This is a genomic window from Niastella soli, from assembly GCF_017742245.1.
Classification (GTDB): Bacteria; Bacteroidota; Bacteroidia; order Chitinophagales; family Chitinophagaceae; genus Niastella; species Niastella soli.
Genome location: NZ_JAGHKO010000004.1, coordinates 302,244 through 319,755 on the forward strand (window position 1 = coordinate 302,244; position 17,512 = coordinate 319,755).

The following is a 17,512-nucleotide window of genomic DNA, read 5'->3' on the forward strand; positions in this document are numbered from 1 at the left end:
GGACTTACAGGTATACGAATGCAATTCGTTGGGGTATATTTATTTCTGCACTGGATAATTGTGATCCTTCCAGTCAACTTTGATATTATGCGGAATATCCAACAATTTATGATTGGTGAATTTCATTTCATTGAGCAAAGTAAATGCCGGCCGAATATTAGGACAACGATCAAAGGGGCAACAGCCGCAGTAAATGACAATACTGGCATCCTTAGGTATTTTGCTCAGTTCCTGTTTAAATTTGTCGAGGCTTGCCTTTTCCTTACCTGGACCAATATCAATAGAATTCTTGATCATAGCGCCGGGTCCAATACAAAAGATATATGGTTGATGTGCCTTGGGATTGTTGATTGTTTTAGCCAGCTCTGCAGGTTCCATCAATTGTTTAGCTGACCAGGGTTCGGGGCTGGTTGATTGAGCAGCACATTTTATAGAAGTAAACAGAACGATCAGTGATATGGTAAAAAGATTTGTTCTCATTGTAATTTGGTTTTTGTTATGGTATCAGGTTGTTCGAAACCAATACATAGGATCTGGCCAGTACAATAGTAAGAACAACCGCCATAATAATAAGCGAAAGGTAAAACATATTTTTACCAAGTTTCCTGGTTTCTTCATCATAAACGAAATACCTGTTGCCATTAGGCAGGGTTTTGGTAGATTTCCAGTAAACCAGGCCGGTAATAACTGCTATAAAGCAAACCAGGACGCTCACCGTATAACCGCCCCATACTCCCAGATTGCCGGCCTTTGAAGGCTGAGCCAGCTTTTCCATTTTTGTATTCCAGAATGCATCCAGCTCTTCAGCAGAAAATTGGATGCCACGGGTTTCCAGAATTTCCCGCGCTATGGCAAAGTCCAACCGGCCCCATTCATCCGGGTGCTTCAACACATCGATCAGCTCCTTATCGTCAAAAGCAAACAGGTAATAATCAGGATCAATTTCAGTCAGGTTGATCTTTATATTTTCCCGCAACAGCCGGTTCACCGTTTCAAACTGGTTGGCAGGGATTTTAATTTCATATGCATAATCAGGTCCGCCCCCGGAAATAAGCTGATCGACCGCCTTACTAAGGCTGGTAAATTCAAAAGGAATGTTATTGTCTTTCAATACACCCAATACAGGTTCGGCCTGTTCAGGAGTAAAGAACTGTTCGTAGGTAGCATAGCGATTCATGGGGAGGTATTAGAGAATGCAATTATATTCTAAATTAGGGGCATTTGCAAGAAGGGCCCGCAGCGTTAGCTATTTTCTATTCAAATCCATTAGCTTTGCGTTAGTCTACCCGAGAAATCAAATGGAATCAGGCATTGACATATATTTAAATTCAATCAGGTTAATTTGCCCCAACCTGACTGATCCCGAGCTTTCCCAATATGCCTCAAAACTCACTTTTAGAGAACTTAAAAAGAAAGAGCTTTTTCTTCAATCGGGTAAAGTGCAAAAAGCAATAGGATTTATAACAAAGGGACTTATCCGTTCCTTTTTTATTGACCAGTATGGTAATGAAATAACTGTTGGTTTTTACTCGGAAGGAGACTATGCCACCCATTATCCGGCATTTATTGCCCAGCAACCCAGTAGTTATTCCATTCAGTGTTTGGAACCTACGACCATGGCTTTACTTTCTTTTGAAGACCTCCAATGGATATATAAACAATTTCCCGCGTTTGAGAAATACGGACGGTTAATTGCGGAAGAGATCTTGAAAAGGCAACAGGCCCGGATAGAGAGCTTTATATTTCAACCCGCAGAAGATCGCTACCTTGACTTCATCAGCAGGCAGCCCACCTTATTCAACAGGATCTCCCTTTCTCATCTTTGCAGCTTTCTTGGCATAGAACGGCAAACACTTACCCGCATCCGGCAGAAATTAGCCCATCAATAGATTTTGACACATTTGTGTCAGGTGTCCTTTTCATTTACGGCTGAGCTTTGTGGTATCAAATCAAAACGATCTACCATGGCAAAGAATATTTTACTTATACTCGGACACCCCTCTGAAAATTCATTTTGTAACGCCTTGCTGAATGCCTATCAAAAAGGCGCAGAAATGGCAGGGGCCATTTGCAAAACCATCTATTTATCCAGACTGAATTTCAACGTCAACCTTGCTGACGGCTACAAAACCGGTACAGCCATGCAGCTTGAAGAAGACCTGGCTGCTTCACAACAATTGATCACCTGGGCCGATCATATAGTATTGATCTATCCAAACTGGTGGGGTTTTATGCCTGCCATTACCAAAGGCTTTATCGACCGGGTATTTCTACCAGGCTTTGCCTTCAAACATCATTCAGGAAAAATATTTCCAGAGAAACTTTTAAAGGGAAAAAGTATGCGGCTTATGGTTACAATGGATACCCCAAAATGGTGGTTTTACCTGGTATACCGGGCATCGCAATATCAAATACTTAAAAACATCGTATTCGGTTATGTGGGCTTTGATCCTATTCGATTCTCCACTTTTGGATTCATAAGAAGATCAACCGACAAGACACGAAACAATTGGATGCTGCAGGCCGCACAATTAGGCAAACAACTTAAATAAATTAATTTCAGGGTTCCAGAATAACCGATTTTAATTTAAACAACTCCATGCTCTTTATTCATTGGGGACTCTACTCAAAATTGGCCGGAAACTGGAAAGGGAAAAGGTATGCGAACAATATTACCGCCATCAACATACCGCAAACCCTTGTTTTCATAAAATTGCAATTTACCAGCAGGCTTTACAACAACCCTTAAAAATACACGCAAATAAATATATTTTACCTGCTGGTCAATTACACTGTTTGGCATTTTATTAAACAATGCTTGCTTTAACAAGATTATCGAATGGCCGGGATTATCGCTAGAGGCCGTATGCACTTATCCATCTTTCTTTAATTTCCTCGGTTGTATTGTTATACTCGATGTCGACACCCTTCGAATTAATATCAAGCGGGGTACGCAGGGGGCGTTTTCCTTTTTCCATATCAACCAATCTCAAGGCAGCATCTGCCACCAATTGAGGATCAGGAGCCGCCTCTGTAAAGATCCTGGTAAAAGCCTTCATCATGCGCTGCTGCATCTCTGTTATTGAAGTCCCGTAAGATTCCTGGATACCTTCGCGATCTCCATTTACATGAACCTTGGTAATAATATCCGTAAGGAAACCGCCCGGTTCAAGCAGAACAGATTCCACACCTTGTGCCAATAACTCTGCATAAGACCCCTCTATCAATCCTTCCAACGCAAACTTGCTGGCATTATAAGCAGATTGCAGCGGAAGAGAGATTCTTCCAACCTGGCTTGAGATGGTAATGATCAATCCTTCCTTTGCAGCACGCATGCGGGGCAGTACTTCATTGTTCATTCTATGCACACCCCACACGTTAACATCAAAAAGCTTTTGGATCTGCGGCAACGTATACGATTCCAACACCCCGCCGCCATAGATCCCTGCATTATTGATCAGTACATCAATTTTACCATGCCTGGCATAAACTGTTTTCACCGCATTACTAACAGAAGCATCATCAGTTACATCAAGATCAATAACTTCCGTATTTTGCAAGGCACCAAGGGTTTGTGCATATGCCGCGTTCTTACCAGCAGCATTGCGCATTGTCGCAATTACTGCATGACCTTCCCGGGCAAATGTTCTTACCATCAAGGCACCAAACCCAGTGCTTGATCCTGTGATCAGAATTACTTTTTTCATGTTATTTGTTCTTCAATATTTCTTTGCGAAGCTAGCCGTTTTTGCCTTCCTTTGTAGGGCACTTTCCTAAAGGAAAGTAGTACCATTTTAACGATAAATTATGGCAGCAAAAAAAGCAAAACCAGTTTGTCTTGATTCTGTGAAGGCTGTGCGGGATACCCTGGAGGTAATCAATGGCAAATGGAAATTGGATATTCTTATTTCCCTTTCAATAGGTAATGAACGGTTTACAGATATACAGGATAGCATTCCCGGCATTACGCCAAAGATCCTGGCTAAAGAGCTCAAAGAGCTAGAGCAACACCAACTAATAAAGAGAACTATCATAGATGACTATCCCATAAAGATCGTTTACCGATCAGAAAACTATGCACACACTTTACACCCCATCATCTATGCATTGAAGGAATGGGGATTGAATCACCGTAAAAAGATCTTCAACAAAGGTTATGTTGAAACCGATGCAGCCATTGCATCTTGTATGAGCGAGGAAGGAACTTAAATATACTAAGCTATATTCAGTGACACTTTTTAGCTTTTAACCGCATCAGCAGAAAATCATTCACTTTAATGATAACACTTCTGTTTAATCCTTATGATCTTATTCGTCGCACAATTCAAAAAGTGAATACAAAAAAACAAATGGTATTATAGAAGGAATAAAATTTGTAAATTCAATCCAGCTTTCACCCTAAATCCTCTAACTATGGCAATTATTAAACCTGAAATGCTTAAAAAGGTATTGATCAAGAAGGGAGGAGTCGTTCATCATGAGGTTTATAATAAGTACGACCATCAGTCTGATCCCTATTATTATTACGTTATATACACTAGCGAACCAGATGAAAACGGTATGTACTCCATACACACAAATTCAAGCAACTTCGGGGAGAAAGCAATTATTTCTCAAACTAAAGACAAAGGGGAAGCAATAAAGATTGCAGAAGCTATCAATAAGGCGTTCCGCTTAATGGCCGGATATTGACAACACTTCTACCGCTACAGGCTAATAGTTCGTAACTTAGAGTATGGCAACTTACGAGGAAGTAATGGTGCAGGAACTGCAGGTATGGCAGCGGAAAATGTTGCGGAAGCCCGGCATCTTTAACAGGCTGTCCAAATCGGTGCAGGACAGGATAAATAACCTAATTCCAGAAAAAGTACATCAGGCAATTACGGTGATCATCAAACAAATGATCCGTGGCGTGTTGTTTGGAGCCAAATGGACCACACGCGATAAAAACCAGGTGCTTTCGCTTGAAAAAAGCGACAATATTGTTGCAGAAAAGATCAGAATATACCGTAATACTGCAGCAGCAGAAGGCGCCCTTACAGGGGCCGGTGGATTATGGCTTGGCATGGCTGATTTTCCACTCCTGATTACAATAAAGATCAAACTCCTATTCGAGATCGCTGCTATTTATGGATTTTCAGTGACCGATTACAAGGAACGGGTGTATATCCTGCACATCTTTCAATTAGCTTTCTCATCGGCCAAACACAGAAGGAATGTATTCCTTACTATGAAAGACTGGGATGAGAAATCGAAAGACCTGCCGGAAGATATTAACCAGTTCGAATGGCGGCCCTTTCAACAGGAATACAGGGATTATATTGACCTTGCTAAAATGGCGCAATTAATACCAGTTATAGGCGCTCCAGTTGGGGCGGTCGTAAATTACAGGCTCATCCGCAAACTTGGCTTCACTGCAAAGATGGCTTATCATATGCGGTGGGCGGATAGGCGAGGTTTATAAACCCAGCTCCTAAAAAGGGGGGCACGGTACTTCCGCTAAAGATCGCTTATAGATCATTCCCTTCAATTTTATAGTCTAACGCTACGTTATCCAGCTCTTGCTCCGCCGCCAATAAATCTTGAAGAAATTGCCCGTTACGGGAACTGGATAGATCAGTCAGTTGGCGATAGTAGGCAATGCCATCTTTAAGATTTTTACAATAGCCAGCATAATACTTCCTGTTTTTCAGAAAGCCATTTGTCTCATTGTCATTCCGCAATTGTTCTTTCAGATAATTGAGGTACAAACGAAGTTCTGCAATGAACATATGTGGCCTGTTACTGGCTGAAATAACATTTGCTCTTCCATAAATATGATCAATCATTGTTTGCAAAGAAACCACCTTTGTAAAATTAACAATGTTGGGGCCCGGGCAAATGGTGACTGCATGGAGCTTTTTAACAAATGGTTGATCATAAGCAACAGCGGCCGAATTACTTAAACCAACACACAAACATTCTTTTTCTGTTACCTGCACTACCTGTTTCTGAAATTCCTCTTCTGGCAGGCTGAGTGATCTCAAATGGTCGATCTTTAATTTTTGGTATTTATGCGAGGCTGTACAAATAGGTTCATCGGTAAATTCGGTATTGAACGAAAGATGCTTTTCAGTACAGGGGCTGCCTGGCTTCCCATAGGTAATACGCGATAAACGTTCCTGTTCACCGCTGGTCCCTTTAAGATAATAAAAACGAACTCCAAGTGGAGAACTGTTGCTTAGTACAACATCCTTCTCTTCGGCAGCACAAAGCAGATCAAGCGTTGCGCTGTCAACTGTTGTGGCCTCTGGCACCAGTAAAAAAGGCGTTCCCCAACCCGTGGTTTCAATATTGTAATACTGATGTAAAAATTGGTCTTCTTCAAAGGTGCCTATTCCGCCCTGTACGGAAATGATCATCCCGGGCGCATTATTTATTTTCGAACCAGTTCTTTTTTCTACCGAAGCTTTAAAAACATCATACATGGCATGCTGCAATTCCTGTCTCTTTAATTTAAACTCCTCCAATATTGGCCCCAGCAGAAAACCCTCCGTTGCAAATGCATGACCGCCGCAGTTCAATCCCGATTCTATCCTGAATTCACTGACCCATATTCCCTTTTTTGCCAGGTATTTTCCTTGTATTAGGGCAGAACGATAATCGCTCACCTTTACAATCACCTTTTTTGTAAACGTACCTTCTTGGGTAAGATCAAACGCCCTGCAGTTTTCCAGATAATTGAAAAGCCTGGGATTCAATCCAGCTGAAAATACGATAGCGGAGTTACTGAGATTGCTTTTTGCATAGCCCCGCAATGCTGAGACGGCATCGGAGCCGTCTTTCAATAATACACCTTCCTTATTATGATTTTCCTTGTCTACTTTGGTCATGATGTTGACGTCAATACGACCTGGAATTACCTGTGTTCTTAAGTATTCCTGCAGCTGCTTTTTTTCCACGTCCTCATTGGTATTGACCATTTGGGTATACAGTTGTCTGAGTTTACTGTTACCGGGCAGCAGCTCAAAATATTTAACGATCTCCGTTCCGGTTTCAAAAGCAGCCGTCTTTAGTTTTGCTACCTGGTCTTGAACGATCGTATTTACCAGGTTCAGGTAATCAGTAATTCTTTTAGCCCGGTAATCTTCCTCCGATGTTGGAATAGGTTGATAGGTTTTACCCATGGCGGGATAATAATGCTTACGCATCGTTTCTATCAGCCTGTCTTCAATAATGGAAATAACGGAGTTGATCCCAAACCGGGCCACTTTTATGGGACTGTCAATAGTATACGCCAATCCCATAACCGGAATATGAAATGTATGCGGAGATTGATATTGCATGATTCTTTTACGCGTTTATTACGCGCCCGGCAAGGTACCCTGTAACAGTCAGGATAAACCTGTTTAAAATCATACTTTCATAAATAGATTTATACAGTTAGTCCCCGCCCTAAAATAAAAAAACCACGGTCCTTACGAACCGTGGTTTATATAGTTGATCTTATTTATTCTAGCTTATGCTTATCAACTCCACCTCAAACACGAGCGTGCTGTTAGGTCCGATCTGCGCACTTACCTGCTGCTCGCCATAACCCAGGTGTGGAGGAATAAAGAAGCGCCATTTGCTACCGGCAGGCATCAGCTGCAGCCCTTCCGTCCAGCCCTTGATAACCCGGTTTAATGGGAAGGTAGCTGGCTGGCCGCGGCGTACAGAACTGTCGAATACGGTTCCATCTATAAGGGTACCGTGATAATGACAGGTCACGTTGCTGGTAGCGCCAGGTTTGGCACCTGTGCCTTCGGTGATCACTTCATACTGCAACCCGCTGGGCAATGCCACTACGCCGGGTTTTTGCTTATTAGCTTCTAAAAAGTCGTTGCCGGCTTTCAGGTTAGCTTCTGCTTTCTCTTTTTTCTGTTGAAATAAACGATCTGCGATACCCATAAAAAATCATTTATGTTTTAAATACAGCTGCCATTTTCTTTGGTTCAGTTGGCCCGCATTCAATCAACCATCACGACCAAAAGAACTTAGAACTTAAAAACTAAGAACTAAAGAACTGTCTTACCAACCGCTTGCCAGTACATCGGCAATATGCATTGTTTGCATGCCCATCTCTTTTTTACGAACTACGCCGTCGATATGCATCAGACAGGAGAGGTCAGTAGAGATAATACATTCGGCACCGGTGGCTTTGGCATTGTTGCTTTTTTGATCGGCCATACTAATGGAAATAGGATCGAATTTAACGGCGAATGTTCCGCCAAAACCGCAACAGGTTTCCACGTCGTTCATTTCCACCAGTTCCAGTCCTTTTACCTTCGATAATAATTTCCGTGGCTCCTGTTTGATCTTGCATTCGCGTAAACCGGCGCAGGAGTCGTGGTAAGTAGCTTTGGTATACAAGCTGGCGCCTACATCTTCTACTTTCAACACGTTCACCAGGAAGTCGGTGAACTCATAGGTACGAGCCTGCAATTGTTTTACCTCAGTCATCTGGGAGGTATTTTCAAACAGTGTGGTATAATAGTTCCGTACAAAACCAACGCAGGAGGCGCTGGGCGCCACTACATAGTCGGAACCGCTGAAATCTTTAATGAATTTGGAACATACTTCGCGGGAGTCATCCCAAAACCCGGCATTGAATGCGGGTTGCCCGCAACAGGTTTGGTTTGTATTATAAGATACAGTACATCCTGCTTTCTCCAGCACTTTTACCATATTAAAGGCTGTGGTCGGGAATAATTGGTCAACGAAGCAGGGTATAAATAATTGAACGTTCATGGCGAAATCCCCTTTATCCTATTAATGGTTGTTTTTAAACGATTGCGCAAGCGAGATCATTTTCAACGCAGTGATGGCGGCTTCTTCGCCTTTATGTCCATGTTTACCACCAATACGTTCCTGGGCCTGCTGGTCGTTATCAACAGTTAACACCCCAAAGATAACAGGCACTGGTAAGGTTAGGTTCAATTGGGTTACGCCATTTGTTACGCCCTGACATACATAATCAAAATGTGGGGTATCGCCACGCAATACACAACCCAGGGCTATGAAAGCGTGCGGACGGTCAACTTTATACTTATTCGAGTCCCAATAACTTTTAATACCAAATGGAATTTCAAAGGCGCCGGGAACGGTTACCACTTTTACATTCTTAACGCCTTCGCGTTCGAATACTGTAAAACAGCCTTTTTCCAGCTCATCTAAAATAGCGGCATTCCATTCGGTACGTACTATAACAATACAGGCATTCTTGTGAATGCCTGTATCTATTTGTAATAATTTACTATTGCTTACTTCAGCCATATTCTTGGTTTCAGGTTTCAAGTTTCAGGTTTCAGGGGGGCTTTCAAATACGGTATTACTACTTGCATTTAAATCCCTGTAACGTGTTACCTGTAACTTGTAACTAATTCAAATCGCCCAGTTTACCCAGGTATTTGTCTACTTCAAAAGCTCTTTGACTGCTAGGATATTTATCCTTGATCTGGTGCAGTACTTCAATTGCTTCTTTGTTCTTGCCCAGGTCCTGATACAACATAGCTGCACGGAACAGGTATTCGGGTGAATTTATATCATCCTTATCGAACAAATTACCAGCTTTTTTATAATAATCAACAGCTTCCTGTTTTTTACCCAGTTCAGAATAAGCGTCGCCGAGTAAACCGGCAGCACGTACTTCCATTTCAACCTGACTGGTTGAAAATTCTTTCAGGTATTTAATGGCGTTGTTGAAATCGCCCAACTGCATATAGCAGGCGCCAGCATAAAACTGAGCCAGGTTACCAGCTTTAGTTCCGCCATGATTTTTAATGGCTTTCAAAAAGCCGCCATTCATCCCATCACCTTCCAAAGCCAGTTTAAAAGAATCCAGTCTGTAATAGTCTTCCGCTTTCCAGATGGCATCTGCTGCTTTGGCCTCTGCAGGTCCTTTATAGAATTTGGTATATGCGAAATAACCGCCTACAATCACTACCAGACCAGCCAATGCGTAGGTAATAACTTTATTGTTTTTACCCCAGAAATCGCGGGCTGAATCCACTACTTTTTCTTCGGTTGATCTTTCTACTGGTTGTTCAGGCACTTGTTTTACTTCAGTGGCCATGAATTATACATGTTTTAGTTGACAATGTTGTTTACTAGGTTACGTTCTTTAAGTTCCCCTGAGTTATTATAAAACATTGAAAGCAAATCACAACTTAGGGAAAAGCAGGTTATGTTAATCAACAATGAACGGATAATTTGGTGTCATCACGATGTCTTTCAACACTTCGTCTTCTGTTGGGAAAGGCGACTCTTCTGCGAATTGCACAGCAGCCGCTACTCTTTCATTTACCCGTTTGTCGATTGCAGCAATCTCGTCTTTGGTAGCGTATTTATTCTTGGTGATGGTGTTCAGCACCAGTTGAATAGGGTCACGTTGCTTGTATTCTTCCACCTCTTCCTTGGTACGGTATTTCTGTGGATCAGAAATTGAGTGACCTTTATAACGATACGTTTTAATTTCCAGTAATGTTGGTCCACCGCCTTCACGAGCTCTTTTTACGGCACGTGTCATGGCTTCGTGAACGGCTTCAGCGCTCATCCCGTCTACTGAATCAGCAGGCATTTCATACGCATCGGCCAATTTGAAAATATCGTGTACGTTACTGGTACGTGTAACAGAGGTACCCATAGCGTAGTTGTTGTTTTCGCAAATGAATATGGCTGGTAATTTCCAGGTCATAGCCATATTGAAAGTCTCGTGCAAAATACCCTGACGAGCTGCACCATCACCAAAGAAGGTAACAGATAAGTTGTCAGTTCCTTTATATTTTTCAGCAAAGGCCAATCCGGCACCAGTGCCAATTTGAGCACCTACGATACCATGACCGCCAAAGAAATATTCTTTTTTACCAAAGAAGTGCATACTTCCACCTTTACCCTTCGCGCAACCTGTTGCTTTACCATACAGTTCGGCCATACAGCTTTCTGGGCTCATGCCTTTTGCCAATGCCAAACCGTGGTCGCGGTAAGCAGTTACAAAAGGATCTTCCTGACGGGTAGCGGTCATAACACCAGCGGCAATCGCTTCCTGCCCTACATAGGCGTGGAAAAAGCCGCGGATCTTACCTTCCATTTTATATTTTTCTTCGGCTGCCAGTTCAAATTGACGGATCAGGAGCATTAACTCGTACCAATACAAATACGTTTCTTTGGAGAATTTCGAAGCCACTTTATAAAAATTTGAGGTTTTAACCCCCGCCGAAACCTCCCGATCACATCGAGACTGGCCGGCAAAGGCGGGGGCAAAGATAAGGGTAAGAAGGGAATTATGGAATGGGGATTAACATTTTTAGCCCTAATAGATGGTTTGATAGCCAGTTGATTGGGAGAAAAACTTATCTTCTGACTGTATTTAAGACATATTTCCGGTAAATCTGGCAGGTTTTGGGGTACATTCCCCCGTTAAAAGACCGTTTTTTTTGTTATTAGTTCTGGACGCTAAGTGTAAGTTATTTACTTAGTTAGTCATTGGGTATTTGCAGAGCCACCTCAATTCCCCCTCAATGGGGCCTCATTTCCTTCCCGGCGCCCGAGGATCCAAAGAGGTACTTTCGAGGAGCCGTTTCCCACTGCCGACTTCGTCCGCTGAAGCCTTGACGCAGGCGGACTACCTAAGCGCAGCCCGGATTTAGTGAACCCTTTCACGTTTCCCGTTTCACGTTTCACGTATCTTGCACCCGAAATGTTATTACTCAACAACATATCCCTCACCCAATTTAAAAACTACCAACACCGCCAATTCCTGTTCACCGAACGGATAGTAGGCATTTGCGGACCCAATGGGGTGGGTAAAACCAACCTGCTCGACGCCATTTACTATTGCTGTTTTACCAAAAGCTATTTTACCCGCAGCGACAGCCAGAATATGTTACACGGTTCTACCGGTTTTCGTATCGAGGGCCATTTCTCCCTTCAGCACGATCCGCTGAAAGCCGTTTGCATTTTGCGCGAAACCGGCCGCAAGGAGTTTTCAGTAAATGAGGAACCCTATGAAAAACTGGCTTCCCATATTGGCAAACTCCCTTGTGTGATCATTGCGCCCGATGATGTGCAAATTATAACCGGCGGCAGTGAAGACCGCCGCCGGGTGCTCGACGCCCTGCTTTGTCAGCTCGATGCCCATTACCTACAACAATTGATGGATTATAATAAAGTACTGCAGCAGCGCAATGGGTTTTTAAAATCGCTCATTGAGAAAAGAATTACCGATTACAGTCTGCTCGATGTGTACGATGAACAACTGGCCCGTTACGGCACTTTCATTTATCAAAAACGCAATGCATTCCTGCAGGAGTTTTTGCCATTGGTGTCGAATTTCTATACACAGATCGCCGGCCAGTCGGAACCGCTGACCCTCGCTTATGAAAGCCAGTTGCACGATTGTTCTTTTTCGCAATTATTACAGCGGCTGCGCCAGAAAGATTGCATAGTACAACGTACCAGCGGGGGCATTCACCGCGACGACATCAATATTCAGCTGAATAACCAGCCTTTTAAATCACTTGCCTCCCAGGGTCAACGTAAAAGCCTGTTATTCGCCCTGAAACTTGCCGAATTCGACACCCTAAAAAAGGCCAAACAATTCCCACCCCTGCTTTTACTCGATGATGTGTTTGAAAAACTCGATGCCGACCGTATGCACAACCTGCTCGATCATGTTTGTATGAAAAACGCCGGCCAGGTCTTTATCACCGACACGCACCCTGATCGTATTAAATTACACTTCAATAATTTGGGGATCCCGTTTCAATTGATTGCCTTGTGATCAAATTTGCAGAAGGACGAAGTAGGAAAATCGGACTCGTCATACTTCTTACCTCCTACTTCGGGTATTCTTCATACCTTCACGCGAGAAACCGGAAAAAGAATGGGCGAATACTCTCTCGGCGACGCGCTAAAATACTTCCTCAACCACAGCAAGTTGAAAGGTTACATACAGGCATTACAGATAGAGGATGTGTGGGAACAGATCATGGGTAAAACCATTGCCAAATACACCGATAAAATACAGATCCAGGGTAAAACGTTATACATCAGCACCAGCATGGCCCCGCTGAAGCAGGAGCTTCTTTACCAAAAAGAAACCATCATAAAACGGGTGAACGAAACGTTGGGCGAGAACACCATCAAAGAGGTGGTTATTCAATAAACAATCATCATTCCACTACACTTCCGAATGTAAACTATAGCATATGCTCTCTTACGATCAGATTTTTGAGAACAACCGCCAGTGGGTTAGTCAGCAACAGGAAAAAGATGCCAACTTTTTGGAAAAACTGGCTGCCGGCCAGTCGCCCGAGTACCTGTACATTGGTTGCAGCGACAGCCGCGTAACTGCAGAGGAGATCATGGGCGCCAGTCCCGGCCAGGTATTTGTACATCGCAACATTGCCAACATAGTGAACAACATTGACCTCAACGTAATGTCGGTGTTGAATTATGCCGTGCGGCACCTGGAAGTAAAACACATAATAGTATGCGGGCATTACAACTGTGGCGGGGTTAAAGCAGCCATGCAGCCTGTTGACCTGGGCATCCTGAATCCCTGGCTCCGCAATATCAGGGACGTATATCGTTTGCACGAACAGGAATTAGACAGCATTGCAGATGATACCCTGCGTTACAACCGGCTGGTTGAATTAAACGTGATTGAACAGGCTACCAATGTGATTAAAACAGCAGCGGTGCAGTTGATGTATGAAGAAAAGGGATTCCCCATTGTACATGGCTGGGTGTTCGATCTCCACAATGGTATGTTGAAGGACCTGCAAATAGACTTTGAAGGTATTCTGAAGAAAATAGAGAAGATATATAACTTAACAGGCAAATAGGTTGATACGTTAACAGGTTGATACGTTAAACGTGTCAACCTGTTAACGTGTTAACTTTTTTATTTCCCGGCAATGTCCGTTCTGAATTTCTCAATACATTTTCTATCCTGAAGGGTAACAAAACAGGTCCTGTTGTCTTTGCCACCAAAGGTGATATTGCTTACGTCTTTCCCTTTCAATTCTACTTCCTGTATTTGGCGGCCACCATCGTTAAAGATGGCGATGGTGCCTTTTCCATAACGTGAGATATACAGGTTGCCTTTGCTGTCGCATTTCATCCCATCCATTCCAAAATCTTCAAAGGTGGTAAAAGTTTTTTCGCCGGTGATATTGCCTTTGCTATCCAGCTGATAGGCCACAATGCGCCGTTGAATGCTTTCATTTACATACAGCGTTTTCTCATCGGGGCTCAAACAAATACCATTGGCAGTGCCCACATTTTCTTTCAGCAACACGGCCTTTTTATCGGTGCCTATTTTCCAGATCTGTCCATTTTGTTTTTGCCAGTTGGGATCAGAAGCATAGACAATACCTTTTTTACTGATACAAAGATCATTGGGCTGGTTAAACCGGTCATCGTGGCAATACACGGTCACTTCTTTGCTTTCGGGATCAACTTCCAATACATTGTGTTCAACAAAATCAGCTACCAGCATATGTCCCTCAGCAGTAAACCGGATACTGTTGCCAACGCTTTTGCCGGGTAAGGTTAAAAACAATTCTACTTTACCATCAGGTTGCACCAGGCCAATGGTGCCATCCTTTTGAAAGTTCACCACAAATAAACGGCCTTCTTTGTCAACGGCCGGCCCTTCGCAATTCTTTGTAAACAAATTCTCCGCCGTATGATCATATGCACGGAATAAGGATTTATCGAATTCCTTTTGGGGATTGTGTTTTCTATGGCAGGCAATTCCAGCAATAACAACAATGGCAATAACAAGCAATTTTTTCATATAATCAGTTTCTAGGTTCCTAAGACACTTTACTGCAATCGTACCCTTGGGTCTACTACAGCATATAATACATCCGCTAAAATATTAACCAGTATAAAAAAGAAGGAGGTGATCAGTACCGAACCCATCACTACCGGAAAATCGAGTTTCTCCAGCGCGTCCACCGTTACTTTTCCAATGCCCTTCCAGCCAAAAATGTATTCAACAAAAAAAGCGCCGGCAAGCAATTCAGCAAACCAGCCGGTAATTGCCGTGATCACCGGATTCAGGGCATTGCGCAAGGCGTGTTTCCATACCACCACCCGTTTGGACAGGCCTTTGGCGTAGGCGGTACGAATATAGTCCTGGTTCAATACATCGAGCATGGCACTACGGGTGAGCTGGGTTATAATGGCCAGCGGACGAATACCCAGCGTAAGCGCAGGCAACCACAGGTTTTGTAACGACCAATAGGGTTTACCGGTAATTTCATCCATATCACGCCAGCTGCCTGTCATATGTAAACCGGTATACTGGCTCCATACAAACCCAAACAAATAGGCAATTACAATACCCATAAAAAATGACGGCGCCGATATACCCAGCACGCTGGTAAAAACAGCGGAGGTATCCATCCAGGTACCCTTTTTCACGGCGGCCAGTACCCCCAGCGGAATGCCCAGCGCCACAGCAATACACATGGCGGCAATGGCCAGCAACAGAGTGCCGGGCAATGCTTCCATCAATATTTCACCCACATTTTTTTGGGTTTGATAAGAACGGCGCAGGTAGGGCACTTTTATGGCAATGTTGATCCCACTACCAATGAAGATGCCTTTCAATTGTTTTTTTACAATGTCGCTATCGCTATGAATGGCCAATGGCGACAGATCGTTCAGGAACAATACGAATTGTTTCCATTTGGGTTGATCGAGGTACAGTTCACGGCGAATATTTTCCTGAGTGGAAGCATCAGCCCGCTGCCCCATTATCAATCTCGAGGGATCGGCAAAGCCCTGGAATAATAAAAAAACCAGCACTATCACACCAAGCATTACCAGTATGCCGTAGAAGATCCGTCGTGTGAAGTATTTTATCAAAGTTGAAAAGTTGATGAGTTATCTTGTTGATAGGGTTGACTGGGGTGACAGAGCCTGCCCCGCCTTGCGGGGGTTGATAGAGGGCCGTGCACTGCCCATTTCCCATTGCCTATTGCCCACTGCCTGTTGCCTCCAGATTATTCACTACCAATAACGCCTGTTCCAGATCCGCATAGCTCCACTTATTTAAGATAGTACCTTTTTTAATTAAAAACAACGCCGGGTTGGTTCGGGCGGCCGTTTTAATGGCGGTTGCATCACAACGCAATGGCATAAACGCATAAAACACATCCGGGGCGTTTTGTCGTAAGGTCTCCATGGCTACATTAGTGACCAAATATCCTTTTATATGTTTCTTATCAGCGATCCGCATGACCATATCCAGTTTGGCAGGCCATTCGCCAGTGGTGGTATAACCGTTCTTCAGGAACAGGTACAACTGGTATTCATCTGTATTCAGCAATGCCTGGGTAGTATCATTGCCAAAGAACGTTTGCAGCGAGAAATCTTTTATGGCAGGCGAAGCATTGCCCTTACGCACTAATTTATCGTACCGCTTTACAAATTTATAGGTCGCATCGTCATAATCGGCGGGGAAATTATCTGCAGTGAACTCCACCTGTTTCCCTGCTTTTTCATATACAAAACTGATCACCGTACTGTCGGGGATGGAACCGGGCGGCGCCTGCATTTTCTCTATAATGTTATTGCCGATCTTGTAAGGCAAACAGTCTTTTACCGGCAGGTGCACCAGCACAAACCACTGAAAGGCAAAGGAAAAAATAACGGTGAAGAAAAGCGCGGTCAGACTGAATGTTTTATTTAAAGCCGGTTTTATTTTGTTTTGCTGCCAGAAGATAAAACTGATCAGCACCAGCAACAACAGGTCCTTCATGAACGATTGATCGGCAGTTAAGGGAATACAATCGCCAAAACAACCGCATTCGCGTATTTTTCCACTGAACAGGGCATAACCGGTAAGGAAGGTGAAGAAAACGATCAGCAGCAACAACAGCCAGCTGAACAATTTCATTTGCCAGCCAACCAGCACGGCCACGCCGGCGATGATCTCAAATGCGATCATGGCCACCGAAAAGGTCAGGGTATAATTATCCAGAAAACTCCAGCCCCATACTTCAAAAAACTCCTGCATTTTATAGCTCAGGCCCAGGGGGTCATTGGCTTTCACCAGTCCGGAAAAAATAAAAAGAACGCCTACGATGATACGGGTTATGTTCAGTAATATTCTCATATTATGTTATATATGATCTAGCGGATGCTTTAGTCTATTAATGGGCATTTCGTTGTCGGCAGTCCGCAATCGTGAAATCCCGACAAGTCGGGACAGGCTGGCAAACGTGAAAGGGTTCACTACATTCGGGCCTCACTTCGGCAGACGGCAGACGCCGCTACGCGGCTCTCAATCAACCCCCGCAAGGCGGGGCAGGCTCTGTCAACCAGCCTTTCCTGATTAATCGGCTAACTGGTCAACTGGTCAACCTTATCAACTTCCCCCCTGCTTTGCCCGCCGAAGCCTTGGCGTAGGCGGGCGTCAACTCATAAAAAACAAATGTAGCGGAAAACACACCTGCCCCCTACATTTGTAACCAAA

20 protein-coding genes are annotated in these 17,512 nt (G+C 43.6%); 8 read left to right on the forward strand and 12 right to left on the reverse strand.

The features are described from left to right. Positions 1-39: 39 nt before the first annotated feature. Both J7I42_RS16065 and J7I42_RS16070 read right to left on the reverse strand, forming a co-directional pair. Positions 40-480, reverse strand: a complete 441-nt coding sequence (locus J7I42_RS16065; protein ID WP_209139854.1) for a hypothetical protein — start codon at positions 478-480, stop codon at positions 40-42. Between the two features lie 16 nt (positions 481-496). Continuing rightward, positions 497-1,177: a hypothetical protein gene (locus J7I42_RS16070; RefSeq protein WP_209139855.1), complete on the reverse strand. Its 681-nt coding sequence runs from the start codon at positions 1,175-1,177 to the stop codon at positions 497-499. A 121-nt stretch (positions 1,178-1,298) separates the two neighbouring features. On the opposite strand from J7I42_RS16070, the gene J7I42_RS16075 reads away from it, so the two are divergent. Beyond that, the gene (locus J7I42_RS16075; protein ID WP_209139856.1) at positions 1,299-1,889 is read left to right on the forward strand and encodes a Crp/Fnr family transcriptional regulator; all 591 of its coding nucleotides are present in this window, start codon (positions 1,299-1,301) and stop codon (positions 1,887-1,889) included. Positions 1,890-1,964: 75 nt separating this feature from the next. Continuing rightward, entirely contained in the window at positions 1,965-2,552 is a 588-nt protein-coding gene (locus J7I42_RS16080) for an NAD(P)H-dependent oxidoreductase (protein ID WP_209139857.1), read from the forward strand. Positions 2,553-2,855: 303 nt separating this feature from the next. Here the strand turns inward: J7I42_RS16080 and J7I42_RS16085 are convergent, their stop codons facing one another. After that, a complete protein-coding gene (locus J7I42_RS16085; protein ID WP_209139858.1) occupies positions 2,856-3,707 on the reverse strand; it encodes an SDR family oxidoreductase in 852 nt (283 codons plus the stop codon). Between the two features lie 100 nt (positions 3,708-3,807). Between J7I42_RS16085 and J7I42_RS16090 the strand changes: the two genes are divergently transcribed. The 3 genes from J7I42_RS16090 (at position 3,808) to J7I42_RS16100 (ending at position 5,464) form a co-directional block, all read left to right on the forward strand. Continuing rightward, on the forward strand, positions 3,808-4,209 hold the full coding sequence (locus J7I42_RS16090; protein ID WP_209139859.1) for a winged helix-turn-helix transcriptional regulator: 402 nt from the start codon (positions 3,808-3,810) through the stop codon (positions 4,207-4,209). A gap of 204 nt (positions 4,210-4,413) precedes the next feature. Beyond that, the gene (locus tag J7I42_RS16095; protein WP_209139860.1) at positions 4,414-4,692 is read left to right on the forward strand and encodes a hypothetical protein; all 279 of its coding nucleotides are present in this window, start codon (positions 4,414-4,416) and stop codon (positions 4,690-4,692) included. A gap of 43 nt (positions 4,693-4,735) precedes the next feature. Continuing rightward, entirely contained in the window at positions 4,736-5,464 is a 729-nt protein-coding gene (locus J7I42_RS16100) for an EcsC family protein (RefSeq protein ID WP_209139861.1), read from the forward strand. A gap of 46 nt (positions 5,465-5,510) precedes the next feature. Here J7I42_RS16100 and J7I42_RS16105 read toward each other — a convergent pair whose 3' ends face one another. The 6 genes from J7I42_RS16105 to pdhA form a co-directional block, all read right to left on the reverse strand. Then, complete coding sequence (locus tag J7I42_RS16105) at positions 5,511-7,325, reverse strand: hypothetical protein (RefSeq protein ID WP_209139862.1); 1,815 nt, start codon at positions 7,323-7,325, stop codon at positions 5,511-5,513. A 169-nt stretch (positions 7,326-7,494) separates the two neighbouring features. Further along, positions 7,495-7,929 (reverse strand): FKBP-type peptidyl-prolyl cis-trans isomerase, encoded by a 435-nt coding sequence (locus J7I42_RS16110; protein ID WP_209139863.1) that lies wholly within the window; start codon positions 7,927-7,929, stop codon positions 7,495-7,497. Between the two features lie 120 nt (positions 7,930-8,049). Then, positions 8,050-8,769 carry a (Fe-S)-binding protein gene (locus J7I42_RS16115; RefSeq protein WP_209139864.1) on the reverse strand — a complete coding sequence of 240 codons (720 nt, stop codon included), beginning with the start codon at positions 8,767-8,769 and terminating at the stop codon, positions 8,050-8,052. Positions 8,770-8,790: 21 nt separating this feature from the next. After that, a complete protein-coding gene (ribH, locus tag J7I42_RS16120) occupies positions 8,791-9,315 on the reverse strand; it encodes a 6,7-dimethyl-8-ribityllumazine synthase (protein ID WP_209139865.1) in 525 nt (174 codons plus the stop codon). 82 nt (positions 9,316-9,397) lie between these two features. Beyond that, positions 9,398-10,093, reverse strand: a complete 696-nt coding sequence (locus J7I42_RS16125; protein WP_209139866.1) for a tetratricopeptide repeat protein — start codon at positions 10,091-10,093, stop codon at positions 9,398-9,400. Between the two features lie 114 nt (positions 10,094-10,207). Beyond that, positions 10,208-11,203, reverse strand: a complete 996-nt coding sequence (pdhA, locus tag J7I42_RS16130; RefSeq protein ID WP_209139867.1) for a pyruvate dehydrogenase (acetyl-transferring) E1 component subunit alpha — start codon at positions 11,201-11,203, stop codon at positions 10,208-10,210. Positions 11,204-11,716: 513 nt separating this feature from the next. Here pdhA and recF point away from each other — a divergent pair. The 3 genes from recF (at position 11,717) to J7I42_RS16145 (ending at position 13,865) form a co-directional block, all read left to right on the forward strand. After that, positions 11,717-12,799, forward strand: coding sequence for a DNA replication/repair protein RecF (gene recF, locus J7I42_RS16135; RefSeq protein WP_209139868.1), 1,083 nt, complete (start codon positions 11,717-11,719; stop codon positions 12,797-12,799). A gap of 102 nt (positions 12,800-12,901) precedes the next feature. After that, the gene (locus tag J7I42_RS16140; protein WP_209139869.1) at positions 12,902-13,183 is read left to right on the forward strand and encodes a DUF721 domain-containing protein; all 282 of its coding nucleotides are present in this window, start codon (positions 12,902-12,904) and stop codon (positions 13,181-13,183) included. A gap of 43 nt (positions 13,184-13,226) precedes the next feature. Next, positions 13,227-13,865, forward strand: coding sequence for a carbonic anhydrase (locus tag J7I42_RS16145; protein ID WP_209139870.1), 639 nt, complete (start codon positions 13,227-13,229; stop codon positions 13,863-13,865). A 59-nt stretch (positions 13,866-13,924) separates the two neighbouring features. Here J7I42_RS16145 and J7I42_RS16150 read toward each other — a convergent pair whose 3' ends face one another. The 3 genes from J7I42_RS16150 to J7I42_RS16160 all read right to left on the reverse strand — a co-directional run bounded on the left by J7I42_RS16150 (position 13,925) and on the right by J7I42_RS16160 (position 17,152). Continuing rightward, entirely contained in the window at positions 13,925-14,821 is an 897-nt protein-coding gene (locus J7I42_RS16150; RefSeq protein ID WP_209139871.1) for an SMP-30/gluconolactonase/LRE family protein, read from the reverse strand. 29 nt (positions 14,822-14,850) lie between these two features. Beyond that, the gene (locus J7I42_RS16155; protein ID WP_209139872.1) at positions 14,851-15,900 is read right to left on the reverse strand and encodes an ABC transporter permease; all 1,050 of its coding nucleotides are present in this window, start codon (positions 15,898-15,900) and stop codon (positions 14,851-14,853) included. A gap of 109 nt (positions 15,901-16,009) precedes the next feature. After that, positions 16,010-17,152, reverse strand: coding sequence for a BT_3928 family protein (locus J7I42_RS16160; protein WP_209139873.1), 1,143 nt, complete (start codon positions 17,150-17,152; stop codon positions 16,010-16,012). Positions 17,153-17,512: the final 360 nt, after the last annotated feature.